At 61.9% G+C, this 25,934-nt stretch carries 22 protein-coding genes and 1 pseudogene; 15 read left to right on the top strand and 8 right to left on the bottom strand.

Annotated elements, in window-relative coordinates; genetic code table 11:
* Positions 1-62 precede the first annotated feature (62 nt).
* On the top strand, positions 63-1,265 hold the full coding sequence (locus M5G11_RS05630; protein WP_273910944.1) for an MFS transporter: 1,203 nt from the start codon (positions 63-65) through the stop codon (positions 1,263-1,265).
* 63 nt (positions 1,266-1,328) lie between these two features.
* On the opposite strand, the gene M5G11_RS05625 is transcribed toward M5G11_RS05630, so the two are convergent.
* Positions 1,329-2,852, bottom strand: a complete 1,524-nt coding sequence (locus tag M5G11_RS05625) for a fumarate hydratase (protein WP_273910943.1) — start codon at positions 2,850-2,852, stop codon at positions 1,329-1,331.
* 302 nt (positions 2,853-3,154) lie between these two features.
* Here M5G11_RS05625 and M5G11_RS05620 point away from each other — a divergent pair, with 302 nt between their 5' ends.
* A complete protein-coding gene (locus M5G11_RS05620; RefSeq protein WP_273910942.1) occupies positions 3,155-4,267 on the top strand; it encodes a GGDEF domain-containing protein in 1,113 nt (370 codons plus the stop codon).
* Positions 4,260-5,189 (top strand): iron-sulfur-binding ferredoxin reductase, encoded by a 930-nt coding sequence (locus M5G11_RS05615; RefSeq protein WP_273910941.1) that lies wholly within the window; start codon positions 4,260-4,262, stop codon positions 5,187-5,189. Before M5G11_RS05620 ends, M5G11_RS05615 begins: the two co-directional genes overlap by 8 nt.
* A gap of 102 nt (positions 5,190-5,291) precedes the next feature.
* Here M5G11_RS05615 and M5G11_RS05610 read toward each other — a convergent pair whose 3' ends face one another.
* Together M5G11_RS05610 and pyk are read right to left on the bottom strand one after the other, a co-directional pair.
* Positions 5,292-6,557, bottom strand: a complete 1,266-nt coding sequence (locus M5G11_RS05610; protein ID WP_273910940.1) for a delta-60 repeat domain-containing protein — start codon at positions 6,555-6,557, stop codon at positions 5,292-5,294.
* Positions 6,558-6,720: 163 nt separating this feature from the next.
* Positions 6,721-8,172, bottom strand: a complete 1,452-nt coding sequence (gene pyk, locus M5G11_RS05605) for a pyruvate kinase (protein ID WP_273910938.1) — start codon at positions 8,170-8,172, stop codon at positions 6,721-6,723.
* A 259-nt stretch (positions 8,173-8,431) separates the two neighbouring features.
* Here pyk and M5G11_RS05600 point away from each other — a divergent pair, with 259 nt between their 5' ends.
* The 3 genes from M5G11_RS05600 (at position 8,432) to sbcB (ending at position 10,771) form a co-directional block, all read left to right on the top strand.
* Entirely contained in the window at positions 8,432-8,818 is a 387-nt protein-coding gene (locus M5G11_RS05600) for a tol-pal system YbgF family protein (protein ID WP_273910936.1), read from the top strand.
* A gap of 128 nt (positions 8,819-8,946) precedes the next feature.
* Positions 8,947-9,306, top strand: coding sequence for a PilZ domain-containing protein (locus tag M5G11_RS05595; protein ID WP_273910934.1), 360 nt, complete (start codon positions 8,947-8,949; stop codon positions 9,304-9,306).
* A gap of 37 nt (positions 9,307-9,343) precedes the next feature.
* Positions 9,344-10,771 (top strand): exodeoxyribonuclease I, encoded by a 1,428-nt coding sequence (gene sbcB, locus M5G11_RS05590; protein ID WP_273910933.1) that lies wholly within the window; start codon positions 9,344-9,346, stop codon positions 10,769-10,771.
* 90 nt (positions 10,772-10,861) lie between these two features.
* On the opposite strand, the gene mvaT is transcribed toward sbcB, so the two are convergent.
* Entirely contained in the window at positions 10,862-11,239 is a 378-nt protein-coding gene (gene mvaT / locus M5G11_RS05585; RefSeq protein ID WP_273910932.1) for a histone-like nucleoid-structuring protein MvaT, read from the bottom strand.
* 308 nt (positions 11,240-11,547) lie between these two features.
* Between mvaT and purU the strand changes: the two genes are divergently transcribed.
* Both purU and M5G11_RS05575 read left to right on the top strand, forming a co-directional pair.
* Entirely contained in the window at positions 11,548-12,399 is an 852-nt protein-coding gene (purU, locus tag M5G11_RS05580) for a formyltetrahydrofolate deformylase (protein WP_273910931.1), read from the top strand.
* Between the two features lie 30 nt (positions 12,400-12,429).
* Complete coding sequence (locus M5G11_RS05575; RefSeq protein WP_273910930.1) at positions 12,430-12,672, top strand: hypothetical protein; 243 nt, start codon at positions 12,430-12,432, stop codon at positions 12,670-12,672.
* 28 nt (positions 12,673-12,700) lie between these two features.
* Here M5G11_RS05575 and M5G11_RS27525 read toward each other — a convergent pair whose 3' ends face one another.
* Together M5G11_RS27525 and M5G11_RS27520 are read right to left on the bottom strand one after the other, a co-directional pair.
* Positions 12,701-13,465 (bottom strand): methyl-accepting chemotaxis protein, encoded by a 765-nt coding sequence (locus M5G11_RS27525; protein ID WP_420793812.1) that lies wholly within the window; start codon positions 13,463-13,465, stop codon positions 12,701-12,703.
* Positions 13,466-13,558: 93 nt separating this feature from the next.
* Positions 13,559-14,518 (bottom strand): annotated as a pseudogene (locus M5G11_RS27520) (HAMP domain-containing protein); the annotation flags it as partial.
* 226 nt (positions 14,519-14,744) lie between these two features.
* On the opposite strand from M5G11_RS27520, the gene M5G11_RS05565 reads away from it, so the two are divergent.
* The gene (locus tag M5G11_RS05565; protein ID WP_273910928.1) at positions 14,745-16,220 is read left to right on the top strand and encodes a helicase HerA-like domain-containing protein; all 1,476 of its coding nucleotides are present in this window, start codon (positions 14,745-14,747) and stop codon (positions 16,218-16,220) included.
* 164 nt (positions 16,221-16,384) lie between these two features.
* Here the strand turns inward: M5G11_RS05565 and M5G11_RS05560 are convergent, their stop codons facing one another.
* On the bottom strand, positions 16,385-17,857 hold the full coding sequence (locus M5G11_RS05560; protein WP_273910927.1) for an inorganic phosphate transporter: 1,473 nt from the start codon (positions 17,855-17,857) through the stop codon (positions 16,385-16,387).
* 328 nt (positions 17,858-18,185) lie between these two features.
* Complete coding sequence (locus M5G11_RS05555; RefSeq protein ID WP_273910926.1) at positions 18,186-18,386, bottom strand: hypothetical protein; 201 nt, start codon at positions 18,384-18,386, stop codon at positions 18,186-18,188.
* Positions 18,387-18,916: 530 nt separating this feature from the next.
* Here M5G11_RS05555 and pcaR point away from each other — a divergent pair.
* The 6 genes from pcaR (at position 18,917) to M5G11_RS05525 (ending at position 25,913) form a co-directional block, all read left to right on the top strand.
* The gene (gene pcaR / locus M5G11_RS05550) at positions 18,917-19,792 is read left to right on the top strand and encodes a pca regulon transcriptional regulator PcaR (RefSeq protein ID WP_273910924.1); all 876 of its coding nucleotides are present in this window, start codon (positions 18,917-18,919) and stop codon (positions 19,790-19,792) included.
* 284 nt (positions 19,793-20,076) lie between these two features.
* Entirely contained in the window at positions 20,077-21,423 is a 1,347-nt protein-coding gene (gene pcaK, locus M5G11_RS05545) for a 4-hydroxybenzoate transporter PcaK (RefSeq protein WP_273910923.1), read from the top strand.
* Positions 21,424-21,664: 241 nt separating this feature from the next.
* Positions 21,665-22,525: a CoA transferase subunit A gene (locus M5G11_RS05540; protein WP_273910922.1), complete on the top strand. Its 861-nt coding sequence runs from the start codon at positions 21,665-21,667 to the stop codon at positions 22,523-22,525.
* The gene (locus M5G11_RS05535) at positions 22,522-23,301 is read left to right on the top strand and encodes a CoA-transferase subunit beta (RefSeq protein ID WP_273910921.1); all 780 of its coding nucleotides are present in this window, start codon (positions 22,522-22,524) and stop codon (positions 23,299-23,301) included. The genes M5G11_RS05540 and M5G11_RS05535 overlap by 4 nt, the downstream gene beginning before the upstream one ends.
* Positions 23,298-24,503, top strand: coding sequence for a 3-oxoadipyl-CoA thiolase (gene pcaF, locus M5G11_RS05530; RefSeq protein ID WP_273910920.1), 1,206 nt, complete (start codon positions 23,298-23,300; stop codon positions 24,501-24,503). The genes M5G11_RS05535 and pcaF overlap by 4 nt, the downstream gene beginning before the upstream one ends.
* 120 nt (positions 24,504-24,623) lie before the next feature.
* Positions 24,624-25,913 carry an MFS family transporter gene (locus M5G11_RS05525; RefSeq protein WP_273910919.1) on the top strand — a complete coding sequence of 430 codons (1,290 nt, stop codon included), beginning with the start codon at positions 24,624-24,626 and terminating at the stop codon, positions 25,911-25,913.
* Positions 25,914-25,934 lie beyond the last annotated feature (21 nt).

The raw sequence follows: 25,934 nt of genomic DNA, 5'->3' as shown, positions 1-25,934 counted from the left end.
GCGTATGTCCATAGGCTTTTAAGCATACGCACCGTATGTATTTATCACCAGTGAGTGCCAAGATGGCCAACCCGTACCGTGAACTGTTTACTGCCACCGGCAGCCGGGGCTTTGTCCTGGCTGGGCTGGTGGCCCGCATGCCGATTGCCATGACCGGCATCGGCATCATCACCATGCTCGCCCTGTTGCGCGGCAACTATGGCTTGGCGGGCGCCGTGGCTGCGACCTTCGCCCTCACCAGTGCCCTGATGGCGCCACAGATCGCGCGCCGGGTCGATCGCCTGGGGCAAAGCCGGGTGCTGCCCTTGGCTGCGAGCATCAGCGTGTTCGGCATTCTCGCGTTGCTCGCCTGTACCCATTGGCAGGCACCGGACTGGACACTGTTCGTCTGCGCCGTCCTGGCAGGCTTCATGCCCAGCGTGTCGGCCATGGTGCGGGCCCGCTGGACCCATATCTATCGGGGCACACCACGCTTGCAAACGGCCTATGCACTGGAGTCCGTGCTGGATGAGGCGGTATTTATTGCTGGGCCGCCGGTGGCGGTCGGGTTAAGCGTGGCGCTGTTCCCCGAGGCGGGCCCTCTGGCTGCCGCATTGTTCCTGGCCGTTGGTGTATTTGCCTTCGTGATACAGCGCGGCACCGAGCCCCCGGTCCAGGTGCAGACCGACACCTGTGGCGGCTCGATCCTCAGGCTTGGCGGCATGCGCGTCCTGCTGTTGTTGCTGGTGGCCATGGGCACCATCGTCGGCACCGTGGACGTGGTCAGCGTGGCGTTCGCTCAACATCAAGGCCAGCCGGCAGCGGCGAGCATCGTGTTGTCGGTGTATGCCTTCGGCTCTTGCCTGGCGGGGTTGGTGTTTGGCGCCTTGAAGCTGGAAACACCGTTGCCGCGCCTGTTCCTCTGGTGCGGGGTAGCGACGGCGGTGAGCACGCTGCCGTTGCTGCTGGCGAGCAACATCCTCGGCTTGTCCGTGGCGATCCTGCTGTCGGGCCTGTTCTTTGCGCCCACGCTGATCGTGGCAATGACACTGGTCGAGCAGATGGTCCCCGGTACGCGCCTGACCGAAGCGCTGACCTGGCTGATTTCCGGGCTGGGTATTGGCGTTGCGTTGGGCGCGGCGGTGTCCGGGCAGGTAGTGGATGCCCTCGGCGCACGTGCAGGGTTCGTGGTGGCCCTGGCGGCGGGGGTGGTCGTGCTGGCGGCGGCAGTGTACGGTCATCGGCATCTGCAGCCGTCTGACCTGGCGCAGTCGCCCGCCGCCTGAAACAAAAAAGCGGCAGGGGGTTTGCACCCGCTGCCGCTTTTTCAGTGCGTCAAACCCTGAGGTTTACTTCACTTCTACCGCCAGGCTCTCGGCGATCTTGCTTTGCCAGATCGCAGGGCCGGTGATGTGTACCGACTCACCGTTGCTGTCTACCGCGACGGTGACCGGCATGTCCTTGACGTCGAACTCGTAGATCGCTTCCATGCCCAGTTCGGCAAAGGCCAGCACCTTGGACTTCTTGATCGCCTGGGCAACCAGATAGGCAGCGCCACCGACGGCCATCAGGTAGACGGCCTTGTTGTCCTTGATCGCTTCGATCGCGGTCGGGCCACGCTCGGACTTGCCGATCATGCCCAGCAGACCGGTCTGCTCGAGGATCTGGCGAGTGAACTTGTCCATCCGCGTAGCGGTGGTCGGGCCGGCAGGGCCAACCACTTCTTCGCGCACCGGATCAACCGGGCCGACGTAGTAGATGAAGCGACCCTTGAGGTCGACCGGCAGCTCTTCGCCCTTGTTCAGCATCTCGACCATGCGCTTGTGCGCAGCGTCGCGGCCGGTGAGCATCTTGCCGTTGAGCAGGATGGTCTCGCCCGGCTTCCAGCTCTGCACGTCTTCCGGGGTCAGGGTGTCGAGGTTGACGCGACGGGCCGATGGGCCGGCTTCCCAGACGATTTCCGGGTAGGCGTCCAACGACGGCGCTTCCAGGTCGGCAGGGCCGGAACCGTCGAGCACGAAGTGCGCGTGACGGGTGGCGGCGCAGTTCGGGATCATGCACACCGGCAGCGAAGCGGCGTGGGTCGGGTAGTCCATGATCTTCACGTCGAGCACGGTGGTCAGGCCGCCCAGGCCCTGGGCACCGATGCCCAGCTGGTTGACCTTGTCGAACAGCTCCAGGCGGATCTCTTCGATGCGGTTCTGCGGGCCACGGGCCTTGAGCTCGTGGATGTCGATGGATTCCATCAACACTTCCTTGGCCATGACCGCAGCTTTCTCGGCGGTGCCGCCGATGCCGATGCCGAGCATGCCCGGTGGGCACCAGCCAGCGCCCATGGTCGGAACGGTCTTCAGAACCCAGTCGACGATCGAGTCGGACGGGTTGAGCATGGCCATTTTCGACTTGTTCTCGGAGCCGCCGCCTTTGGCCGCCACGTCCACTTCCACGGTGTTGCCCGGGACGATGGAGTAGTGGATGACCGCAGGGGTGTTGTCCTTGGTGTTTTTGCGAGCACCGGCCGGGTCGGCCAGGATCGAGGCACGCAGGACGTTCTCCGGCAGGTTGTAGGCGCGGCGCACGCCTTCGTTGATCATGTCGTCAACGCTCAGGGTGGCGCCATCCCAGCGCACATCCATACCGACGCGCACGAACACGGTAACGATACCGGTGTCCTGGCAGATCGGCCGGTGGCCGGTGGCGCACATGCGCGAGTTGATCAGGATCTGGGCGATGGAGTCGCGCGCAGCGGGCGACTCTTCACGCAGATAGGCCTCATGCATGGCCTGGATGAAGTCAACGGGGTGGTAGTACGAAATGAACTGCAGGGCGTCGGCAACGCTCTGAATCAGGTCGTCTTGCTTGATCACGGTCATGCAGCGCGCTCCTCTTAAAGACGGGAACATTCATTAAGGTATTCCGACGCGGACAGGCCGGGCAGTCGAAACGACCTTTCAAGGCGCGCCGACAGGCTAGGGCCGACGCAAAAAAGGCGCGGCAGTATAGCGCGCCTGCGACGGCGGCACACGCACCAGTGGTCCCAACCAAGGTCGGCTGCCGGGCGGCACTGTTTTTGCGTAGTCGAGGGGGCAAACATGGCAATAATCCTGAACTCACCCTAAAGTGGCAGCTGGCCATTAATTATCATTCGCCGCCACCAAGGGCCGGTATTTCACCTGTGACCGAATCCGCGCTGCAGAAACTCCTCCTCAAACGATTCCTCCTGGCCGCCTGCACCTATGGATTGGTGTTGCTGTTGGTGTGGACGGCGATCATGGGTGGGCATGTGCTGGCGCCGGTGGGCGACATGGCGACGGGCACCGGCATGCTGGTGTTCAGCCAACTGGTGATGGGCTGGGTGTTTCTCACCGGGCGCAACCTGCGCTGCCGCGACCCCAGCCTTACCGAATGCCAGGTGTTGCTGGCGCTGACCTGGCAGACCTGGCTGCTGGCCAACCTCAACCAGGCCCGCGGGACTTTCCTGGTCATCTATCCGCTGATCCTCATGTTCGGCTTGTTCCATCTCAGCGGCCGCGCGTTCGTGCGCTGCGCGTTGCTGGTGTTCTTCAGCTTCACCACGCTCAACCTGCTCGAGGCGCATGGCGGCAAGCTCTACGACCCACCGCTGGCGGTGTTGCAGGTGTGCACGCTGTTCGTGGTGCTGGCATGGCTGTGCCTGTATGCGCGCTATGTGCAGGCGTCGCGCCTGCGCATGCGCCAGCGTCGCTTTGCCTTGCAGGCGCACCAGGACACCTTGCGCGGCATGATGGGCCAGCTTGAAGAACTGGTGGCCACCGACGAACTGACCGGCCTGTTCAACCGCCGGCATTTCCTGCGCCTTGCCGGGCGAGAACTGGAAACCATGCACATGGGCGTGCGCCACGGCCTGGCGCTGATCGACCTCGATCATTTCAAGCGGATCAACGATGTCTATGGGCATGCTGCGGGTGATCAGGTGTTGCAGGCGTTCGCCCAGGTGGCGCAAGGTTGCCTGGACGAGAACGCAGTGCTCGCGCGCTACGGTGGTGAAGAGTTCGTACTGCTGATGCCTGATTGCAGTGCCGACGCGTTGGTGGAGTGTTGCGAGCGAATCCGCCTGGCCTTTGCCGGTACCCAGCCAAGTGCGGTGGGGCTACGGGTCTCGGCCCTCAGCCTGTCGGCGGGGATGACCCTGCTGACCGAGGGTGACGACCTGGACGCCGCGCTGCACCGCGCCGATGAGGCGCTGTATCGTGCCAAGCGCAGTGGCCGTGATCGCTGTGTGGCGGCGTGGGAGGTGGTCGATGCCTGAGCTTCAGGTGGCGGAGCGACGCTGGTCGGTGACGGCGGGCAGCAACCTGCTCGATGCCTTGAATGCTGAAGGTTTTGCCGTGCCGTACAGCTGTCGGGCGGGCAGTTGTCATGCCTGCCTGGTGCGTTGCCTGCAAGGGCAGCCGGGGGATGCCAAGCCTGAGGCGTTGAGCGCCGACAAGCGCGCAGAGGGCTGGCGCCTGGCGTGCCAGTGCCGGGTCGAGGAAGACCTGCGCGTTGCGGTGTTCGACCCGGTGCAGGATGGCACGCCGGCTGAGGTTGTCGCGTTGGACTGGCTCGGCGGCGAGGTGCTGCGTTTGCGCCTGCAGCCGCAGCGCGCCTTGCGTTACCAGGCCGGTCAGCACCTGGTGCTGTGGAGTGCCGAGGGCGTGGCTCGGCCTTATTCGCTGGCGAGTGTGCCGCAGGAAGAGCGCTTTCTTGAGTTCCACCTCGACTGCCGTCATTCAGGCGCCTTTTGCGATGCCGCCCGGCGCTTGAAGCTGGGAGATACGCTGCGCCTGGGCGAGCTGCGGGGTGGGGCGCTGCATTACGACCCCGACTGGCAGGAACGGCCACTGTGGCTGCTGGCCGCCGGCACCGGGTTGGCGCCATTGTGGGGGATTCTGCGTGAGGCGTTGCGTCAGGAGCATCATGGCGGGATCCGCCTGCTGCACGTTTCGCGGGAGCATTACCTGGCTGACGAGTTGCGGGTGCTGGCGTCTAAGCATCCGACCTTGCAGGTCGAGTGGGTGACCCCGCTTGAGCTGGCGCCGGCATTGGCGGCGTTGCGCTTGCAATCGCGGCAGACGGTAGCGCTGGCGTGTGGTGCGCCCGCCAGTGTCGAGCAATTTGCGCGACGCCTGTTTCTGGCCGGGTTGCCACGCAATCAGCTGTATGCCGACGTATTTGTCGGGCACGCATAGCCGCATCGCGGGACGAGCCCGCTCCCACAAAGGCGAGCCGCAACTGGGCCCTTGTGGGAGCGGGCTCGTCCCGCGATGCTTTGTAGCGATGTGTGCTCAACCCTATGGGGCAGTCAGGCAGCGCAGCAGGAAGCCTGTTCTCGGGCCGTCGATGTCCATCCCATGCACCAGGGTGTTGCCGTCTGCGTCGCTATAGCTTGCCAGTGGCTGGGTCATATTTTCGTTCCCCAGGCTGATCACCCCCAACCCCTGACCATCAGCGAAGTTCTCATCCAGCGTACCGTCCGATTTGAAGCGGCCGACGGCTATCCCTTGAATGAATGTATCCACGTAGTAGTAGCTTCCGACGACGACCCGTTCTCCCGTTGCAAGTCGATTGATGCTCGACCAGTCGCTGTTGATGTCGTCGCCAAAGCGCACGTATTCGGTAACGTCCTGGTCAACTCCCTTGGTGTTGAACACGGCTGTCAGGGTGTTGAATTCTTCCCAGTCGCCATCGTTGCCCACACAGAAAATACGGTCGTTGGCGATATCGACGTCGAGCGCTCTGAAATTGCCCTGACAGCTTTCCAGGAAGGCATAGCCCTGTTTGCCGAAGCCGTGATCTTCATTGCCGGTTTGTCTGTCCAGGCGAATCAGGCACGGGGTCCAGATGTACTCGTCATCGGTAATGCTGAATACAAACCCGCAGAGGTAAAGGTGCTCACCCTGGACTGACAGGCCGCTGAGGGACGTTGTAGTGTCCTTGGCATGCGACAGGACTTTGTAGCCATTTTTACCGAAACGCTCATCAGGCATACCGTCAACATTGAGCTTGATCACGGCTTGCAGGCTTTGGTCGAAGCTGAACAGCAGATAGATCGTACTGTCTGACGACACGGCCACCACGGTGGCTGCGGCTGCTCGATCCGAAAACGCTTGCGGGAGGGCTTCTTCAAACGCCTCTACATGGAGGTCGCCTGCTTTTTCCGGCAGATGCAGCAGTACCACATGCCCCGCTGTTCCAAATGACGTATCCAGGAGCCCATTGTGGTCAAAGCGGGCCAGTGCCGGGTATTGCTTGGATTTTTCATGATGGATGCCTGTGACCAGGATTTTCCCATCACTCAGCACCCGCACGCTCCGACCATTGGCGGTCGAGCCTGCCTTGAATTGCCCTTTTGTCAGGCCAGCGGCCATACCAAAGGTCGTATCCACAATACCGTTGTCGTCGATGCGAAACAGGGCATAGCTGTTGCCCGCATCCCCCACACAAATTCGTTGTGCACCGACAGCGACTGAAGCCGCTACCGTCGTAAGGCCTTGTGGGCGGACGATGCCGTTATCATCTTCGGGACCATATTCTTCGTCGAGCAGTTCGTTGGACATGTGAGCCACCGTGGTCAGCAAAAGTGTCGAAATGCACTCAACCATTGCATGGGCGGCACAGGCGGAGCTACTGGTAGAAATGTAAGGTGCGCGGGGCACGGGCCTGTGTTAACGGGCACAAAAAAGCCCCGCGACTTGCGTCGCGGGGCTTGGGTCTTCAGCCTCAGACCAGAGGGTCACCGACGTGCAGGATCTTCATGCCGTTGGTGCCACCAATGGTGTGGTAGCTGTCGCCCTTGGTCAGGATGACCCAGTCGCCTTGCTCGACCACGCCGCGCTTGAGCAGCTCGTCGACTGCCGCCTGGCTGACCTTCTCCGGTGGCAGCGCCGCCGGGTCGAACGGTACGGTGTACACGCCGCGGAACATCGCCACCCGCGCCTGGGTCTCGCGGTGCGGCGAGAAGGCGAAGATCGGGATCGACGAACGGATCCGCGACATGATCAGCGGGGTGTAGCCACTTTCGGTCAAGGCAATGATCGCCTTCACGCCCGGGAAGTGGTTGGCGGTGTACATGGCGGCCAGCGCGATGCTTTCGTCGCAACGGCTGAACTGGGTGCCCATACGGTGGCTGGAGGTCTTGCTGGTCGGGTGCTTTTCCGCGCCCAGGCAGATCCGCGCCATGGCCTGCACCGCTTCGAGCGGGTAGGCACCGGCAGCACTTTCCGCCGAGAGCATGACCGCGTCGGTGTAGTCGAGCACAGCGTTGGCCACGTCGGACACTTCAGCGCGGGTCGGCATCGGGTTCTGGATCATCGACTCCATCATTTGGGTCGCAGTGATCACCGCCTTGTTGTGGCGACGGGCGTGCAGGATGATCTTCTTCTGAATGCCGACCAGCTCGGCGTCGCCGATTTCCACACCCAGGTCGCCACGGGCAACCATGACTGCGTCGGAGGCACGGATCAGGCCGTCGAGGGTCTCGTCGTCGGCAACTGCTTCAGCGCGCTCGATCTTGGCCACCAGCCAGGCGGTACCGCCGGCTTCGTCGCGCAGGCGACGGGCGTATTCCATGTCGGCGGCATCGCGCGGGAAGGAAACGGCCAGGTAGTCCAGCTCCATTTCGGCAGCCAGCTTGATGTCGGCCTTGTCTTTTTCGGTCAGGGCCGGGGCGGTCAGGCCACCGCCGCGACGGTTGATGCCTTTGTGATCGGACAGCGGGCCACCGATCAGTACTTCGCAGTGCAGCGAGTCAGCGGTCGCAGTGTCGACGCGCATGACCACGCGGCCGTCGTCGAGCAGCAGTTCGTCACCAACACCGCAGTCCTTGACCAGGTCCGGGTAGTCGATGCCGACAATGGTCTGGTTGCCATCGGTCAGCGGGTGGGCGGTGGAGAAGGTGAAGCGGTCGCCGACCTTGAGCTCGATGCGCTTGTTGGTGAACTTGGCGATGCGGATCTTCGGACCTTGCAGGTCGCCGAGCAGGGCGACGTGGCGGCCGTGCTTGGCGGCGGTTTCACGGATCAGGCGGGCACGAGCCTTGTGCTCGTCCGGGGTGCCGTGGGAGAAGTTCAGGCGGGCGACATCCAGGCCGGCGAGGATCAGTTGCTCGAGTACTTCCGGCGAGTTGCTGGCGGGGCCAAGGGTGGCGACGATTTTGGTACGGCGGATGGTCATGCACAGACTCCTGTAGTGAAACGCAGCGAAAGGCTACTCTGGAAATTCGCTGTAGTCATTGTTCCTTTGCACTACCTTGGTTGCAGGCAGGAGGGCGTTTGAACGGCTGATGTGGGAGCCGGCGTTGCCGGCGATGTAAGGCGCAGCCTTACCTTTGGCACTGCGTCGCCCCTATCGCCGGCAACGCCGGCTCCCACAGGATTCACGCTTCAGCTTTTGCGCGCAAAGCCGATACACTCCTCATTAAAGGAGATCCCCCATGCGAGCCTTGATCGTTATCGCACTGGCGACCAGTGTCGTCGGTTGCACCCGCTGGTCCATGGACCACCACCTGAACAACGCCTACCGCGCCTACGACCGCGGCGACTGCGAACGCGTCACCCTGGAGCTGTCGCAAGTCGATCGCACCAGCCGCGCGCGGCCGTTCATCTGGCCGGAAACCGCGCTGCTGCGCGGCCAGTGTCTGGAGCGCCAGAAGCTCTTCGTCGATGCCGCGCAGACCTACCAGTACATCATCGCCCAGTACCCGCAGAACGAATACGCCTACCGCGCCCGCGCGCGTCTGCAAACCCTGGAAAAACTCGGCCACCTGCGTGAAGGCGAGCCGGCGGTCACCCGTCCGGTTTCATCTACCGCCTGGCGTTAATACTAAAGTGTCGGGTCATGTTTATGACGCCAGGGTCAGCGTGCGCTAATCTGTAAGATGTATCGCATCACGATTACCAGCAGCACTAGCGCGACCCTGCTCAAGGGTCTCCTACAGTGACCCAGACCATGTTTACCGAACGCCGTATAGAGCGTCATCTGCTCCCTTACTTCCTCAAGGTCTTCAACCGTTTCACTGATCAGCCAATCGGCTACCTGGGTAACGTGTCTGAAGACGGCCTGATGTTGATCAGCGATTTGCCGCTGCTGGTTGGCCCGGATTTCGAGTTGCAACTCAAGGTGCCTGGCCGTGCGGGTGCAGTGCATCTGCTCAACCTGACGGCCAGTTGCCTGTGGTGCCACGAAGATGAAAACCCCGGCCATTACGACTCCGGTTTCATGCTCCTGCAAGCCCCCCGTGAGTACGAGCAACTGGTCCATGCCCTGCGCAACTATTTCAGCTTCAGGCCTTTGAGCGCATCGGCATAAGGTAGACTCGTGGCGACTTTCTGTTCAGGACGCCGCCGTGAGCTCCATTTTCTGGCACGACTACGAAACCACCGGGATCAACCCGCGCAGCGACCGGCCACTGCAAGTGGCCGGCATTCGCACCGACCTTGAACTCAACGAGATCGAGGCCCCGGTCAACCTTTACTGCCAGCCCAGCGACGATATCCTGCCGCACCCGGCTGCCTGCCTGATTACCGGCATCAGCCCCGCGCAGTTGGCCGAGCGAGGCCTGGGCGAAGCCGAGTTCATGACCCGGGTACACGCCGAGCTGGCCCGCCCGGGCACCTGTGGCGCGGGCTACAACTCCCTGCGCTTCGATGATGAAGTGACCCGCTACAGCCTCTATCGCAACTTCTTCGACCCCTATGCGCGTGAATGGCAGGGCGGCAACAGCCGTTGGGACCTGATCGACACGGTACGCACCGCTTATGCGTTGCGCCCCGAAGGCATCGAGTGGCCGCAGCGTGACGGCAAGGTCAGCCTGAAGCTCGAACTGCTGACGGCGGCCAACGGCATCGACCACGGCCAGGCGCACGAGGCGCTGTCTGATGTGCGCGCGACTATTGCCCTGGCGCGGCTGATTCGCGACCGGCAACCACGGCTGTACGCCTGGTTGTTCCAATTGCGCAGCAAGCAGAAAGTACTCGATCAAGTTCGACTGCTACAGCCACTGGTACATATTTCCGGGCGGTTTTCCGCGGCACGTAATTACCTGGGGGTGGTGCTGCCATTGGCCTGGCACCCGCGTAATCGCAATGCGTTGATAGTCTGTGATCTGCACCTTGATGCCACGCCGTTACTGACAGAAGACGCAGAAGTTCTACGTCAGCGGTTGTACACCCGGCGCGAGGAAATGGCCGAGGGGCAATTGCCGGTGCCATTAAAATTAATTCACATCAATCGCTGCCCGGTGCTGGCGCCATTGAACGTATTGCGGGCTGAAGACCGTGAACGATTGGCAGTGGATATGTCGGCGTTGCAGGCGCGTGCCGATCTATTGGTGAGTGAGCAAGCAGGCTGGCAGGACAAACTGGCGAGCATTTACAGCGCTGATGAATTTGCCCCAAGTGAAGATCCTGAACAACAGCTGTATGACGGCTTTATCGGTGACCGCGACCGTCGTTTGTGCGAGCAAGTGCGCACGGTCGACCCGCAGCAACTGGCCAGTGGGCAGTGGATGTTCGACGATGCCCGGTTACCGGAATTATTGTTCCGCTACCGCGCGCGTAACTTTGCTGACACCTTGAATGGTGAAGAGACGCAGCGCTGGAAACAATTCTGTCAGCAACGCCTGACCGAGGAGGCGATGGGTGCGCCGAATACCCTGGCGGCGTTCGAGCAAGCCCTGGAGAGCGCCTGGGCGCAGGCTGACAGCACGCAACAGGCGTTGCTCGGGCAGTGGCGGGCACATGCCCAGGGCTTGCGTCAGCGCCTGGGCTTGTAAATCGACAGGCCATAAAAAAACGCCAGCATGCTGGCGTTTTTTTATGGCTAGGTAACTAAGCCGCAACGGCACAATTACCTGACATGGCGATTAGCCGAGCAGGGTAGCCCAACCTTCAACCACGTCGCCGCCCCACTTGGCTTTCCACTCTTTCAGCGTCTTGTGGTTGCCACCTTTGGTTTCGATGACTTCACCGTTGTGTGGGTTTTTGTATTGCTTAACCTTACGTGCACGCTTGGTGCCGGTGGTTTTAACAGCGCCGCGTGGCGATTTGCTCGACTTGGATTCTGGATCCAGCAGGGCAATGATGTCGCGCAGCGATTTGGAGTATTCGCCCATCAGGGTGCGCAGTTTGCCTTCGAACTCCAGCTCTTTCTTCAGCTTGTCGTCGTTCGACAGGTTGGCCAGGCGAGCTTGCAGTTCTTTGATGGCTTCTTCGGTAGCGCGGTATTCGTTGATCAGGGACATTTGCGATTCCTAGGGAAAGGGAAGTCAGGGCACAGTGCTGCAATAATAGTCAGGCAGTTGGGTCTAGTAAACATTAAAGACTGTATTTGTATCAATGCTTTTTAATAGCCAGGTGTTTAGAAACGTAAGAAAATTACACACTACTGACCTTTGGTAACAATTAACTTCGTTGCGCTACTGCTTTTTTACCCCGCTGCAGGCCTTGTCGCACCCTGGGTGAAGGTGGATGCACGGCATGCAATCATTACTGCAGTTTTGCCGGGCAATCGTTAGAATGTGCGCCTTTGCGAAGTTCTGGAGTCCCTTTCATGCGCACCTACCGCCTGGTGATTGCTTGCCCCGACCGTGTCGGCATCGTCGCCAAAGTCAGTAATTTCCTGGCGTCCCATAACGGCTGGATCAACGAAGCAAGCCACCATTCCGATGACCTGAGTGGCTGGTTCTTCATGCGTCACGAGATCCGCGCCGATACCCTGCCATTCGGTATCGAGGCGTTTCGCGAGGCGTTTGCGCCGATCGCCGAAGAGTTTTCCATGGTCTGGCGGATCACCGATACCGACCAGAAGAAACGCGTAGTGCTGATGGCCAGTCGCGAGTCGCACTGCCTGGCCGACCTGCTGCACCGCTGGCACAGCGATGAGCTGGACTGCGATATCCCGTGCGTGATCTCCAACCACAACGACCTGCGCAGCATGGTCGAGTGGCACGGCATTCCGTTCTTCCATGTACCGGTCGACCCGAAAGACAAGCAACCGGCCTTCGCCGAAGTTTCGCGCCTGGTCAAGGAGCATGCGGCTGACGTCGTGGTACTGGCGCGCTACATGCAGATCCTGCCGCCAGACCTGTGCCAGGCATACGCCCAGCAAGTCATCAACATCCACCACAGCTTCCTGCCGTCGTTCGTCGGGGCCAAGCCGTATCACCAGGCATCGCTGCGGGGCGTGAAGCTGATTGGCGCGACCTGTCACTACGTGACGGAAGAGCTGGATGCCGGCCCGATCATTGAGCAGGACGTGGTACGTGTCAGCCACAGCGACAGCATCGAAGACATGGTGCGTTTCGGCCGTGACGTCGAGAAGATGGTGTTGGCCCGTGGCCTGCGCTACCACCTCGAAGACCGCGTGCTGGTGCACGGCAACAAGACTGTAGTGTTCAACTGATACGCCCGCCCGGGCAGGGGAGGTAACGCCATGGCAGACCCACTCGACAAGGCTACCGCTAGCGCACCGCCGACGTTGGGTGAGGGTTGCCTGAGCCGTTACGACCCCGAAGCGTTGAACAGCGAAGACGGCACCGAGTTCCCCGGTGCCGCCGCGCTTTGGCAGGACCTGCTGGCGACAGCAGCGGGAGAGACCCCGGCTAACACATCGCCGTCGACGCAGGTTGAGCAGGACGTTGAGACACCCGCGCCAGCGAGCCGCCAGCGAAGCTGAGTGAGCCTCGCTGGTGGCCCGCTGCGGGTCAGATGCGGAAGCTGCCGACCAGGTGTTTCAGGCGGCTGGCCTGTTGTTCCAGGTCGGCGCAGGCGCGCAGGGTGGACTGCAGGTTTTCTACCCCTTCCTGGTTGAGCATGTTGATCTCGTTGATGTCCATGTTGATCGAGTCGACCACGGCGGTCTGTTCCTCGGTGGCGGTCGCCACCGACTGGTTCATGCCATCGATCTCGCCGATACGCTCGGTCACGCTGCCCAGGCGCTCACCGGCCTGGTTGGCGATCGATACGCTGTCCTGGCTGTGGCGCTGGCTCTCGCTCATGGTATCGACTGACTCACGAGCGCCTACCTGCAGCTCCTCGATCATCTTCTGAACTTGCTGCGCCGATTCCTGGGTGCGGTGGGCCAGGTTGCGCACCTCATCGGCCACCACCGCGAAGCCACGCCCGGCCTCACCGGCACGCGCGGCCTCGATGGCAGCGTTGAGCGCCAGCAGGTTGGTTTGCTGGGAGATGCTGGTGATCACTTCAAGAATCTGACCGATGTTCACGGTCTTGCTGTTGAGCGTCTCGATGTGCGCGCTGGAGGTGCAGATCAGGTCGGACAGGCGGTTCATCGCCTGGATGCTGCGGTCCACCACCTGCTGGCCATCTTCGGCCAGGTGCTTGGCCGAGCTGGCCTGTTGCGATGCCTGCGCGGCGTTGTGGGCGATTTCCTGGGCGGCGGCGCCGAGCTGGTTGATCGCGGCGGCCACGCTGTTGGTGCGGTTGGACTGCTCGTCGGAGTTGACCATCGAGGAGTTCGAGGCGCTGACCACGCGCAAGGCCACTTCGTTGACCTGCTCGGTGGCTGAGGACACTTCACGGATCGAGGTGTGGATACGCTCGACGAAGCTGTTGAAGGCTTTGCCCAGGGTGCCGAATTCGTCGTGGTTGTGGATGGTCAGGCGCTTGGTCAGGTCACCTTCACCCTGGGCGATGTCCTGCATGGCCCGGGTCATGGTGTGCAGCGGTTGCAGGAGCATGCTGATCAGCAGGCCGAGCAGGGCAATGATGATCACCACGGCGACCAGGGTCGCGACCACCGCCGAGGCGCGGAAGGTGCTGAGCATCGAGTAGGCCTTGTCTTTGTCTACTGACAGGCCGATGTACCAGTTGGCCGAAGGCAGGCCCTTGACCGGGGTGAAGGTGAGGATGCGGGTCTGGCCGTTGATCTCGACCTCGGTCATGTCCTGGGTCAGGCGCGGGGTGTTCTGCGGGAACACGTCCGCCAGGGTCTTCATCACCAGGTTTTTATCTGGATGCACGAGGATCTTGCCTTGGTCGTTGACCAGGAAGGCATAGCCCATGCCGCCGATGCTCAGCGAGTTGACGATGTCGCTCAGGCCGTCCAGGGCCAGGTCGCCACCGACTACACCGATATTGCGCGCAGCCGTAGCCACCACCGAGATCACCATCTTGCCGGTGCTGGCATCAATATAGGGTTCGGTGAGGATCGGCCCGTTGGCGGCCAAGCCGTCCTTGTACCAAGGCCGGACACGCGGGTCATAGCCGTCAGGCATCTTGGTTTGCGGGCGAATGGTGAAGCCGCCATTGACGTCACCCAGGTAGACCGTCAGGAAACTCGATACCAATGCCTGTTGGCCGAGCAGGGTACCGGCGCTATCCGGCAGGCTGGCGATGTTCTGGGCAACGTTGTTGACCAGTAGGATGCGCCCATCAAACAGGTTCTTGATGTTGGTCGAAGTGCTTTCACCCATTTCCGCGAGATAACTTTCCAGATCTTCGCGAATCGCATTACGCTGCAAGTAATCGTTGTAAAAGGTGAACAAGCTGAAAGCGACCATCACGATCAGTGAGGCGGCCAGCAGAATCTTGTGGCTGAAACGGAGGCTTTTGTTCATGGCGTGTGAGGTCCGCTAAGGTTTTGTTGTCCGGGTCGTTCGCACAAAGAGCAGCTTGAAAGCAGTGCATTTCCCATGTCCTTATCGGGCTTTTCCTGTCTTTCTGGTGATCTATCACTAATCGCTATCGGCCGTTTCGAGCCAAAGCTTAAACATAGGGTGACAAAACATGTCTGATTCATCGCAATTCGTGCTTGGCGCAGACCTCACCGGACAGCCGGTCGCGCAGGCCATGCGCCTGGCCAATCGGCATGGGTTGGTGGCCGGTGCGACCGGTACCGGCAAGACGGTCACCCTGCAACATCTGGCCGAGGTATTCAGTGATGCCGGCGTGGCGGTGTTCGCCGCCGACGTCAAGGGTGACCTCTGCGGGCTGGGCGCAGTGGGCAACCTGCAGGGCAAGGTGGCTGAACGGATTGCCGGGATGCCCTGGCTGGGCTATCGCGCGCAGGCCTACCCGGTGACCTTGTGGGATATCCATGGTCAGTCGGGTCATCCACTGCGTACCACCTTGAGTGAAATGGGGCCATTGCTGCTGGGCAACCTGCTCGAATTGAACGACAGCCAGCAGGCCGCGCTGTATGCCGCTTTCAAGGTAGCGGACCGCGAAGGCTTGTTGTTGCTGGACATCAAGGACCTCAAGGCGCTGCTCGGCCACCTCAAGGACAACCCCGAGGTGCTCGGCGAAGACAGCGCGTTGATGACCAGCGGTTCCAGCCAGGCCTTGTTGCGACGCCTGGCCACGCTGGAGCAGCAAGGCGCCGAAGCCCTGTTTGGCGAGCCGGCCCTGCAACTGCAAGACATCCTGCAACCGGCAGCGGACGGGCGCGGGCGCATCCACCTGCTCGACGCCAGCCGCCTGGTGCATGAGGCGCCGAAGGTCTATGCGACCTTCCTGCTGTGGCTGTTGGCCGAATTGTTCGAGCAGTTGCCGGAGCGCGGGGATGCGGACAAACCGGTGTTGGCGTTGTTCTTCGACGAAGCGCACCTGTTGTTCAATGGCACGCCCAAGGCCTTGCAGGACCGCCTGGAACAGGTGGTGCGGCTGATCCGCTCGAAAGGGGTGGGGGTGTATTTCGTCACGCAATCGCCGAGCGACCTGCCGGATGACGTCCTGGCCCAGTTGGGGCTGCGCATCCAGCATGGGTTGCGGGCGTTTACCGCCAAGGAGCAGAAGTCGCTGCGGGCGGTGGCTGACGGGTTCCGTTCGAACCCGGCGTTTGACACCTTGAGCGTCCTGACGGACCTGGGAATTGGTGAGGCGCTGGTCGGCACCTTGCAGGATAAAGGCACCCCGGCGATGGTCCAGCGCGTGCTGATCGCCCCGCCACAGTCGCGCATCGGGCCGCTGAGCGAGGCCGAGCGGGCGGCGTTGATTGCCGCATCGCCGCTGGTCGGGCGTTATGACAAGCCGATTGATCGGGAGTCGGCGTACGAGATCCTGATGGCCCGCAAGGGCGGGGCGCCGGTGACGCCGCAGGCGCAGGCGCCAGCAGAGGAGAGCCTGGCCGACAAGGCCGGGGAGTTCCTGCAAAGCGCGGCAGGGCAGGCGATCAAGTCGGCGGTGCGGCAGGCGGCCAACCAGTTCGGGCGGCAGTTGGTACGTGGGTTGATGGGCTCGTTGCTGGGTAGCAAGCGCAAGTAGGGTTGGCCTCATCGCCGGCAAGGCCGGCTCCCACAGTGATTGCAGTGATTGCAGTGATTGCAGTGTCACTGATCCTTGTGGGAGCCGGCCTTGCCGGCGATAGGGTCAACTCAATCCCCAAATGAAAAAGGCGCCCGAAGGCGCCTTTTTCAATCAGCTCAACTTCAGCCGATCGCTTTCGAAGCCAACCAGAACAAGCCGGCAGCCAGGCCCATCGAGGCCGGCAGGGTCAGTGCCCAGGCCAGCAGGATGGTCTTGACGGTGCCGCCTTGCAGGCCGCTCTTGTTCGCCACCATGGTGCCGGCAACGCCGGACGACAGCACATGAGTGGTCGAAACCGGCAGGCTGAAGACGTTCGCCAGGCCGATGGCACACGCCGCAGTGATCTGCGCCGACATGCCCTGGGCATAGGTCATGCCCTGCTTGCCGATCTTCTCGCCAATGGTCAGTACCACACGCTTCCAACCCACCATGGTGCCCAGGCCCAGGGCCAGTGCTACGGCCAGGATCACCCAGAACGGTGCGTATTCGGTGGTCGCGGTCAGGTCTTTGCGCAGTTTTTCCAGGTCAGCCTTTTCACGTGCTTGCAGGCCTGGCAGCTTGCCAACCTTCTTCGCCGTGTCGTCCAGGCAGAGCAGGTAGCGACGGACTTCAACGCGGGTCTCAGGCGACAGCGCGCGATAGTCGGTCACGCCCTTGAGCGAGTGCAGCAAGGCGGTGATGGTCGGCTCGGTCTGCTGCGGGTTGCAGCGGAACTGCTCCGGCAGGTCGCCTTCCTTCGCCTTGCCCAGGGCCAGGAAATCACCCAGGGTGGCTTCGTTGCGCTGGTAGAACTGGCTCAGGTGCAGGGTCGCGTCACGGGTACGCTCGATCTGGTACGTGGTGCTGTTCAGGTCCAGTACGAACTGTGCCGGGACGATACCGATCAGTACCAGCATGATCAGGCCGATACCTTTCTGACCGTCGTTGGAGCCGTGCACGAAGCTCACGCCCATCGCCGACATGATCAGCACCAGACGGTTCCAGAACGGCGGGTGCTTCTTGTCGTCGAGCTTGCGACGCTGTTCCGGCGTCTTGTGCATCTTCGACAGCGGGCGCCACCATTTCAGGCCCAGCAACACCAGCGCGGCCACGGCGAAGCCGGCCAGGGGCGAGGCCACCAGCGACATGCCGATGTCCATTGCCTTGCCCCAGTTCACGCCATCTCCCAGAGGGATGTCGTTGAGCAGGGCATTGGCCAGGCCGACACCGAGGATCGAACCGATCAGGGTGTGCGAGCTGGAGGCCGGAATACCGAAGTACCAGGTGCCCAGGTTCCAGGTAATGGCCGCAGCCAATAACGAGAAGACCATGGCCAGGCCGTGCCCGGTGTTCACATTGATCAGCATTTCTACCGGCAACAGGTGAACGATGGCATAGGCCACGCCGACACCGCCGAGCAGCACGCCGAGGAAGTTGAACACACCCGAGAAGAACACAGCGAGGTGCGGTGGCATGGCTTTGGTATAGATGACAGTCGCTACTGCGTTAGCAGTGTCATGAAAGCCATTGATGAACTCGAAGGCGAGTACGAAGGTCAACGCGAGCAGCAGGCTCACGAGTACCCAAGCATCAAGTCCGCTGAATAAATCGATCATGAAGGTTTTCTGACCCGGTCATAAGGGGGCGCGATTATGCCAGAAATCCCCGGTAATCGATGCACCAGGTGGCGATTGGCTGAGATTGCCCGACGGCCGTGAGGTCTGGCAAAGCGCTGCCAACCTGCTGGGAAAATTCCGTGAAAACTCGCTAAATCTTGGATTTAGATAGGAAATTTCCCTTTTTGAGCTTGAAGTGGAGCGCTCAAGCGACTGTATGAAATTTGTGAGAATCCATTACAGTTTGATGACTTCAGGGCCAATCGCGAGCGTGGGGCCTCGTTTCAAGGGCCCCTCTTGCCTGGCAGAACGCTCGACGTGGCGCAGTTCAGGGCTCGTCGGCCTTGAGTTCCTTTTCGATCTTCTGCAGTTCCTGAGCGAAAGCCTGATCAAGGATGCTGGCGCGTTTGCGCCAAGGCTTGCGCTCTGGATCTGGCTGGGCGGCGTAAGTGGTGACTTCACCGCCGTAAACGTCCTTGTAACGTTGTTCCTGGCGCTCGAGTTCCGCGCGCAGTTCATCTTTCGTCACAGTGTTACCTGATGGTTGTAGTTGTCACACTGGCAATGACGTGTGCACAGCGGGTGCAAGTTGCAACTTGCGCACACGGCTACGTTGCCAGGTATTAACGGCTGTCGCAGCAACAGTCATGGTTGTTCATGCGCTCATGCCGCGTGCGCCTTGCGCAAGGCGGGCAGAGGAGGGCATGGGTGGAACGGGGTTCCGCCAACAGCTTATTAATGCGGTTGCCAAGTGCTGAGTATAGCAAGCACTTCAGCTGACGGAATCCTGTGTGTTCACTGTAATACCGACAATAACAACAAGGTCTTTGTTTCATTTAAATGAAACGACGCGAAGCGTTTGTTTGCCGGGAAAATAAAAAACGGCCTCGCTGGGTGGCGAGGCCGTGCCTGGGACTTCTACGGTGGGTACCTGACCAGTCTCTCCAAGAAGCCACATGGTGGCAGTGGAAAGGTATAAGCAAATGAGTGTGTCGGTCAATTGCGATTATCGGTCGTTGGTTCGATAATCGCCCCTAGCGTGTGTTGCCGAGGTGAGTCATGAGTGAAGAAACAACCCCAAAGGGCGCAGGATTGAACGACAACGTACGCAGTTCGTTTGCGTCGCTGGCCCCCCCTATCGTGGCCTCGCCGGCCAAGCGCATCCAGGCCTTTACCGGCGATCCGGATTTCATGACGTCGCTGGCCAGGGGCCTTGCCGTGGTGCAGGCGTTCCAGGAGCGCAAGCGGCACCTGACCATTGCGCAAATCAGTCACCGCACGGAAATCCCCCGTGCTGCGGTGCGCCGTTGCCTGCACACCCTGATCAAGCTGGGTTACGCCACCACCGATGGGCGCACCTATTCGCTGCTGCCCAAGGTGCTGACCCTGGGCCATGCCTATTTGTCCTCGACGCCGCTGGCGGTGTCGGCCCAGCCCTATCTGGACCGTATGAGCGACCAGTTGCACGAGGCCTGCAACATGGCCACGCTGGAGGGCGACGACATTCTCTATATCGCCCGTTCCGCCACGGTGCAGCGGCTGATCTCGGTCGACCTGTCGGTCGGTGGGCGCTTGCCGGCCTATTGCACCTCGATGGGCCGCATCCTGCTGGCGGCGTTGGATGACGCCACATTGCACGAGTACCTTGAGCACGCCGACCTGCAAGCCAAGACCAGCCGTACCGTGCACGACCCGAAGGCCTTGCTGGAAATCCTCCAGCAAGTGCGCGAACAGGGCTGGTGCGTGGTCGACCAGGAACTGGAGCAGGGCCTGCGTTCGATTGCCGTGCCGGTCTACGATGCTTCCGGCCAGGTACTCGCCGCGCTGAACGTCAGCACCCACGCTGGGCGGGTCGGTCGCAGCGAGCTGGAACAGAAGTTCCTGCCGATCATGCTGGCCGCCAGCCGTGACCTGAGCACCCAGCTATTCGCTTGAGTGCTTTACAAGTTCCCGTTCGATAAACGCACAGAGTTGCGTTTATCGAATTGCGCCGTACCCGCCAGCTTATTAATGTCCTTCGCACCGGTCGGCTTGCTTTGACCGCCAATAATAATGAGCGAGAGGCACAGCCCCATGACCCGCACCCCGTCCTTGTACCGCCTGCAACTATTCGCCTGTCGACAGCGCGGCCACTGATCCGTCCCTGAATAAACTCCCTGACTGTCTGTGCCGTACATGCGCGCACCCGCACACTCGCGCGCTTCTTCTGGATAAAAATAATGAATAGTCCTCAAGCTGCTGTCGGAAACTGCCTGGATGTGCAGTCCTTCATTAATACCCAGCCGTTGTCGCGCTACCAATGGCGCGTGGTGATCCTGTGTTTCCTGATCGTCTTCCTCGATGGCCTGGACACGGCCGCCATGGGCTTTATCGCCCCGGCGTTGTCCCAGGACTGGGGGATTGACCGCGCCAGCCTCGGCCCGGTGATGAGCGCCGCGTTGATCGGCATGGTGTTTGGTGCGCTGGGCTCTGGCCCGCTGGCTGACCGCTTCGGTCGCAAGCTGGTGTTGGTGGGGGCGGTGGTGCTGTTTGGTGCCTTCAGCCTGGCTTCGGCCTACGCCACCAATGTCGAGGAGTTGCTGGTGTTGCGCTTCCTGACCGGGCTGGGCCTGGGCGCGGGGATGCCCAATGCGACCACGCTGCTGTCGGAGTACACCCCGGAGCGGCACAAGTCGTTGCTGGTAACCAGCATGTTCTGCGGCTTCAACCTGGGCATGGCCGGTGGCGGTTTCATTTCCGCCAAGCTGATTCCGGCATTTGGCTGGCACAGCCTGCTGTTGATCGGCGGCGTCTTGCCGCTGCTGTTGGCGGTGGTATTGGTGGTTTGGCTGCCGGAGTCGGCGCGCTACCTGGTGGTGCGCAATCGCGGTACGGAAAAGGTCCGTCGAACCCTGGCACCGATTGACCCGGCCACGGTGGCCCAGGCGTCGAGCTTCAGCGTTCCGGAACAGAACACGGTCAAGGCGCGCAACGTGTTTGCGGTGATCTTCTCCGGCACCTACAGCGTGGGCACCCTGTTGCTCTGGCTGACTTATTTCATGGGCCTGGTGATTGTCTACCTGCTGACCAGCTGGCTGCCGACGCTGATGCGCGACAGCGGCGCGAGCATGGAGCAGGCGGCGTTCATTGGCGCCTTGTTCCAGTTTGGCGGGGTGCTTAGCGCGGTAGGTGTCGGTTGGGCGATGGACCGTTTCAACCCGCACAAGGTCATCGGCATCTTCTATCTATTGGCCGGCGTGTTTGCCTACGCGGTAGGGCAGAGCCTGGGCAACATCACGGTACTGGCGACGCTGGTACTGATTGCCGGGATGTGCGTGAACGGTGCGCAGTCGGCCATGCCCTCGCTGGCGGCACGCTTCTATCCTACCCAGGGCCGCGCGACCGGTGTGTCGTGGATGCTCGGCATTGGCCGCTTCGGCGCGATCCTCGGTGCCTGGATGGGCGCGACCCTGCTGGGCTTGGGCTGGAACTTCGAACAGGTGCTGACCGCGCTGGTGATCCCGGCGGGCTTGGCGACGGTGGCGGTGGTGATCAAGGGGATGGTGAGCCACGCTGACGCAACCTGAGTGATGTTGCATGGGGCTGCCATGCAGCCCTTCGCCGGCAAGGCCGGCTCCCACAATGAAGATCGGCATTTGTGGGAGCCGGCTTTGCCGGCGAATGCAAGGCGCAGCCTTGCTGAGATGCAGTACACAATCCGTTCGATGATCGAACACATAGTCGATTATCGGATTGAACCACCCCAGCCCCCGCCGTACTCTGAATCCATACCCACCGACCCCGACTCAGCATATCCAGGAGTCTGCAATGGCTGAAATCCTCTCGCTCCACGACGCCGTGAAGCAGTTCGTCAACGATGGCGACAGCATCGCCCTCGAAGGCTTCACGCACTTGATCCCGACCGCTGCCGGTCATGAAATCATTCGTCAGGGCAAACAGGATCTGACCCTGGTACGCATGACCCCAGACCTGATCTACGATCAACTGATCGGCGCCGGCTGCGCCCGCAAGCTGATCTTCTCCTGGGGCGGCAACCCGGGTGTTGGCTCCCTTCACCGCCTGCGCGACGCTGTTGAAAAACAATGGCCGCACGCAATGGAAATCGAAGAACACAGCCACGCCGACCTGGCCAACGCCTACGTTGCCGGTGCTTCCGGCCTGCCGTTCGCGGTACTGCGCGCTTACGCCGGTTCCGACCTGCCAAAGGTCAACCCGCTGATCAAGAGCGTCACCTGCCCGTTCACCGGGGAAGTGCTCGCCGCCGTGCCTTCGGTACGTCCGGACGTCACCATCATTCACGCGCAGAAAGCCGACCGTAAAGGCAACGTGCTGCTCTGGGGCATCCTCGGCGTGCAAAAGGAAGCGGCCCTGGCCGCCAAGCGCTGCATCGTCACCGTCGAAGAGATCGTCGACGACCTCAACGCGCCGATGAACGCCTGCGTGCTGCCGACCTGGGCACTCACGGCAGTCTGCCTGGTGCCAGGTGGCGCGCACCCGTCCTACGCGCATGGCTACTACGAGCGCGACAACCGCTTCTACCAGGCCTGGGACCCGATTGCCCGCAACCGCGAAACCTTCACGGCGTGGATCGACGAATACATTCGCGGCACCACCGACTTCACCGCGTTCAAGGCAAAACTGGCCAGCGCTTCGGAGGCTGCACAATGAGCTACTCCACCAATGAAATGATGACCGTCGCCGCTGCCCGTCGCCTACGCAATGGCGCCGTGTGCTTCGTCGGTATCGGCCTGCCGTCCAAGGCCGCCAACCTCGCGCGCCTGACCTCGTCGCCCGACGTGGTGCTGATCTACGAATCCGGCCCGATTGGCGCCAAGCCAAGCGTGCTGCCGCTGTCCATCGGTGACGGCGAACTGGCGGAAACGGCAGACACCGTGGTGCCGACCGGGGAGATCTTCCGCTACTGGCTGCAAGGCGGGCGTATTGATGTCGGCTTCCTCGGCGCGGCCCAGGTCGACCGTTTCGGCAATATCAACACCACCGTGGTTGGCGACTACAACAACCCGAAAGTGCGCCTGCCCGGTGCGGGCGGTGCGCCGGAAATCGCCGGTTCCGCGAAGACCGTGCTGATCATCCTCAAGCAGTCGGCGCGGGCCTTTGTCGACAAGCTGGATTTCATCACCTCGGTCGGCCACGGCGAAGGCGGCGACTCGCGCAAACGCCTCGGCCTGCCAGGCGCAGGGCCGGTGGGCATCATCACTGACCTGTGCATCATGGAGCCGGAAGCCGGCAGCCACGAATTCGTGGTCACCTCGATTCACCCAGGCGTGACCCGTGAACAGATCGTGGCCGCCACCGGCTGGGCGATCCGCTTTGCCGACGATGTTGCCACCACTGTCGAGCCCAGCGAAGTCGAACTGCTTGCCCTGCGTGACCTTGAAGCGCGCACCGCCGCTGCCCACGGCCAGGCGCCAGGAGAAGCGTGATGCGTGAGGTATTTATCTGCGACGCCATTCGTACCCCCATTGGCCGCTTCGGCGGTGCCCTGGCCGGCGTGCGTGCCGACGACCTGGCGGCGGTGCCGCTCAAGGCGCTGATCGAGCGCAACCCGACGGTGCAGTGGGAGCAACTCGACGAAGTGTTCTTCGGCTGCGCCAACCAGGCCGGTGAAGACAACCGCAACGTCGCGCGCATGGCCCTGCTGTTGGCCGGTTTGCCGGACAGCGTGCCGGGGGTCACCCTCAATCGCCTGTGCGCCTCGGGCATGGATGCCATCGGCACGGCCTTCCGCGCCATCGCCAGCGGCGAGATGGAGCTGGCGATTGCCGGTGGCGTCGAGTCGATGTCGCGCGCGCCGTTTGTCATGGGCAAGGCCGACAACGCCTATTCGCGCAACATGAAGCTGGAAGACACCACCATCGGCTGGCGTTTCATCAACCCGTTGATGAAAGCCCAGTACGGCGTCGATGCGATGCCGCAGACTGCCGACAACGTGGCGGACGACTATCAGGTATCCCGTGCCGACCAGGACGCGTTTGCCCTGCGCAGCCAGCAACGCACCGCCGCAGCGCAAGCGGCCGGGTATTTCGCCGAAGAAATCGTGCCGGTGCGCATCGCCCACAAGAAAGGCGAGACCGTGGTCGAGCAGGATGAACACCCGCGCGCCGACACCACCTTGGAAGCCCTGGCCAAACTGAAGCCGGTCAACGGCCCGGACAAGACCGTCACCGCCGGCAACGCCTCAGGCGTCAACGACGGCGCCGCCGCGCTGATTCTGGCGTCGGCCGAAGCCGTGCAAAAACACGGCCTGACCCCGCGCGCCCGCGTGCTCGGTATGGCCAGCGCCGGCGTGGCCCCGCGAGTCATGGGCATTGGCCCGGTGCCGGCGGTGCGCAAGCTGATCGAGCGCCTGGGCGTGGCGGTCAGCGATTTCGATGTCATCGAGCTCAACGAAGCCTTCGCCAGCCAGGGCCTGGCGGTGCTGCGCGAACTGGGCCTGGCCGACGATGCCCCGCAGGTCAACCCGAACGGCGGTGCCATCGCCCTGGGGCACCCGCTGGGCATGAGTGGCGCACGCCTGGTACTGACTGCGCTGCACCAGCTGGAAAAATCCGGCGGGCGCAAAGGCCTGGCGACCATGTGTGTCGGCGTGGGGCAGGGCCTGGCCCTGGCCATCGAGCGCGTGTAAACCAATGACCCCGCGCCGTCGGCCTCCACGCAAGGTCGATGGCACGGGGTGATTGTTCTGTGGAACATGAGTGTTACTGAGTGTGTCTAGACTTCAGTTACCCTCCAAGAGTACCCCGCCATGACTTCAACCTATTACACCGGTGAAGAACGCAGCAAGCGCATCTTCGCCATTGTCGGTGCCTCCTCCGGCAACCTGGTCGAATGGTTCGACTTCTATGTCTATGCCTTCTGCGCGATCTACTTCGCTCCGGCCTTCTTCCCCTCTGACGACCCGACGGTGCAATTGCTGAACACTGCTGGGGTGTTCGCGGCGGGCTTCCTGATGCGTCCGATCGGTGGCTGGCTGTTCGGCCGGGTGGCCGACCGCCATGGTCGCAAGAACTCGATGATGATCTCGGTACTGATGATGTGCGCCGGCTCCCTGGTTATCGCCTGCCTGCCCACCTATGCCTCGATTGGCGCCTGGGCGCCGGCGCTATTGCTGGCTGCGCGGCTGTTCCAGGGGCTGTCGGTGGGCGGCGAATACGGCACCACGGCCACCTACATGAGCGAAGTGGCCCTGCGCGGCCAGCGCGGCTTTTTTGCCTCGTTCCAGTACGTGACGTTGATTGGCGGGCAACTGCTGGCGGTGTTGGTGGTGGTGATCCTGCAACAGTTGCTGACTGAAGACGAACTGCGTGCCTGGGGCTGGCGGATTCCGTTCGTGGTCGGGGCCGTTGCCGCAGTGATCTCGCTGTTTCTGCGTCGCTCGCTGGAAGAAACCAGCAGTGCCGAAACCCGTCAGGACAAGGACGCCGGCTCCATCAGCGGGTTGTTCCGCAACCACACCGCCGCATTCATCACCGTGCTTGGCTATACCGCTGGTGGCTCGCTGATCTTCTACACCTTCACCACCTATATGCAGAAGTACCTGGTGAACACGGCGGGCATGAGTGCGAAGACGGCCAGCTTCATCATGACCGGCGCGCTGTTCCTTTATATGTGCATGCAGCCGCTGTTCGGCATGCTCTCTGACCGCATCGGCCGGCGCAATTCGATGTTGCTGTTCGGTGCCCTCGGGACGATTTTCACCGTGCCGATCCTGCTGACGCTGAAGACCGTTACCAACCCGTTCCTGGCCTTTGTGTTGATCAGCCTGGCGCTGTGCATCGTCAGCTTCTACACCTCGATCAGCGGCCTGGTGAAAGCCGAGATGTTCCCGCCACAGGTGCGTGCGCTGGGTGTCGGCCTGGCCTATGCAGTGGCCAACGCGCTGTTTGGCGGTTCGGCCGAGTACGTGGCGCTGGGGCTGAAGTCCATGGGCATGGAAAACACCTTTTACTGGTACGTTACCGGGATGATGGCGATTGCCTTCCTCTTCAGCCTGCGCTTGCCGAAGCAGGCCGCCTACCTGCACCACGATCATTGACCTGGCTGCGCGCCCCCGGTG

It is taken from the genome of Pseudomonas fontis, assembly GCF_028656955.1.
Classification (GTDB): Bacteria; Pseudomonadota; Gammaproteobacteria; order Pseudomonadales; family Pseudomonadaceae; genus Aquipseudomonas; species Aquipseudomonas fontis.
This window is presented reverse-complemented; position numbering and strand designations above follow the sequence as displayed.

What these genes read in the sequence shown, in the direction of transcription:
- M5G11_RS05630 (WP_273910944.1), top strand. Translation starts at nt 63, where the DNA reads ATGGCCAACCCGTACCGTGAACTGTTTACTGCCACCGGCAGCCGGGGC.
- pcaK (WP_273910923.1), top strand. Translation starts at nt 20,077, where the DNA reads ATGAATAGTCCTCAAGCTGCTGTCGGAAACTGCCTGGATGTGCAGTCC.
- M5G11_RS05535 (WP_273910921.1), top strand. Translation starts at nt 22,522, where the DNA reads ATGAGCTACTCCACCAATGAAATGATGACCGTCGCCGCTGCCCGTCGC.
- M5G11_RS27525 (WP_420793812.1), bottom strand. Translation starts at nt 13,465, where the DNA reads ATGGTCAACTCCGACGAGCAGTCCAACCGCACCAACAGCGTGGCCGCC.
- M5G11_RS05540 (WP_273910922.1), top strand. Translation starts at nt 21,665, where the DNA reads ATGGCTGAAATCCTCTCGCTCCACGACGCCGTGAAGCAGTTCGTCAAC.
- pcaR (WP_273910924.1), top strand. Translation starts at nt 18,917, where the DNA reads ATGAGTGAAGAAACAACCCCAAAGGGCGCAGGATTGAACGACAACGTA.
- mvaT (WP_273910932.1), bottom strand. Translation starts at nt 11,239, where the DNA reads ATGTCCCTGATCAACGAATACCGCGCTACCGAAGAAGCCATCAAAGAA.
- M5G11_RS05565 (WP_273910928.1), top strand. Translation starts at nt 14,745, where the DNA reads ATGTCTGATTCATCGCAATTCGTGCTTGGCGCAGACCTCACCGGACAG.
- M5G11_RS05600 (WP_273910936.1), top strand. Translation starts at nt 8,432, where the DNA reads ATGCGAGCCTTGATCGTTATCGCACTGGCGACCAGTGTCGTCGGTTGC.
- M5G11_RS05615 (WP_273910941.1), top strand. Translation starts at nt 4,260, where the DNA reads ATGCCTGAGCTTCAGGTGGCGGAGCGACGCTGGTCGGTGACGGCGGGC.
- M5G11_RS05625 (WP_273910943.1), bottom strand. Translation starts at nt 2,852, where the DNA reads ATGACCGTGATCAAGCAAGACGACCTGATTCAGAGCGTTGCCGACGCC.
- M5G11_RS05525 (WP_273910919.1), top strand. Translation starts at nt 24,624, where the DNA reads ATGACTTCAACCTATTACACCGGTGAAGAACGCAGCAAGCGCATCTTC.
- M5G11_RS05560 (WP_273910927.1), bottom strand. Translation starts at nt 17,857, where the DNA reads ATGATCGATTTATTCAGCGGACTTGATGCTTGGGTACTCGTGAGCCTG.
- M5G11_RS05610 (WP_273910940.1), bottom strand. Translation starts at nt 6,557, where the DNA reads ATGTCCAACGAACTGCTCGACGAAGAATATGGTCCCGAAGATGATAAC.
- M5G11_RS05595 (WP_273910934.1), top strand. Translation starts at nt 8,947, where the DNA reads ATGTTTACCGAACGCCGTATAGAGCGTCATCTGCTCCCTTACTTCCTC.
- pyk (WP_273910938.1), bottom strand. Translation starts at nt 8,172, where the DNA reads ATGACCATCCGCCGTACCAAAATCGTCGCCACCCTTGGCCCCGCCAGC.
- M5G11_RS05575 (WP_273910930.1), top strand. Translation starts at nt 12,430, where the DNA reads ATGGCAGACCCACTCGACAAGGCTACCGCTAGCGCACCGCCGACGTTG.
- purU (WP_273910931.1), top strand. Translation starts at nt 11,548, where the DNA reads ATGCGCACCTACCGCCTGGTGATTGCTTGCCCCGACCGTGTCGGCATC.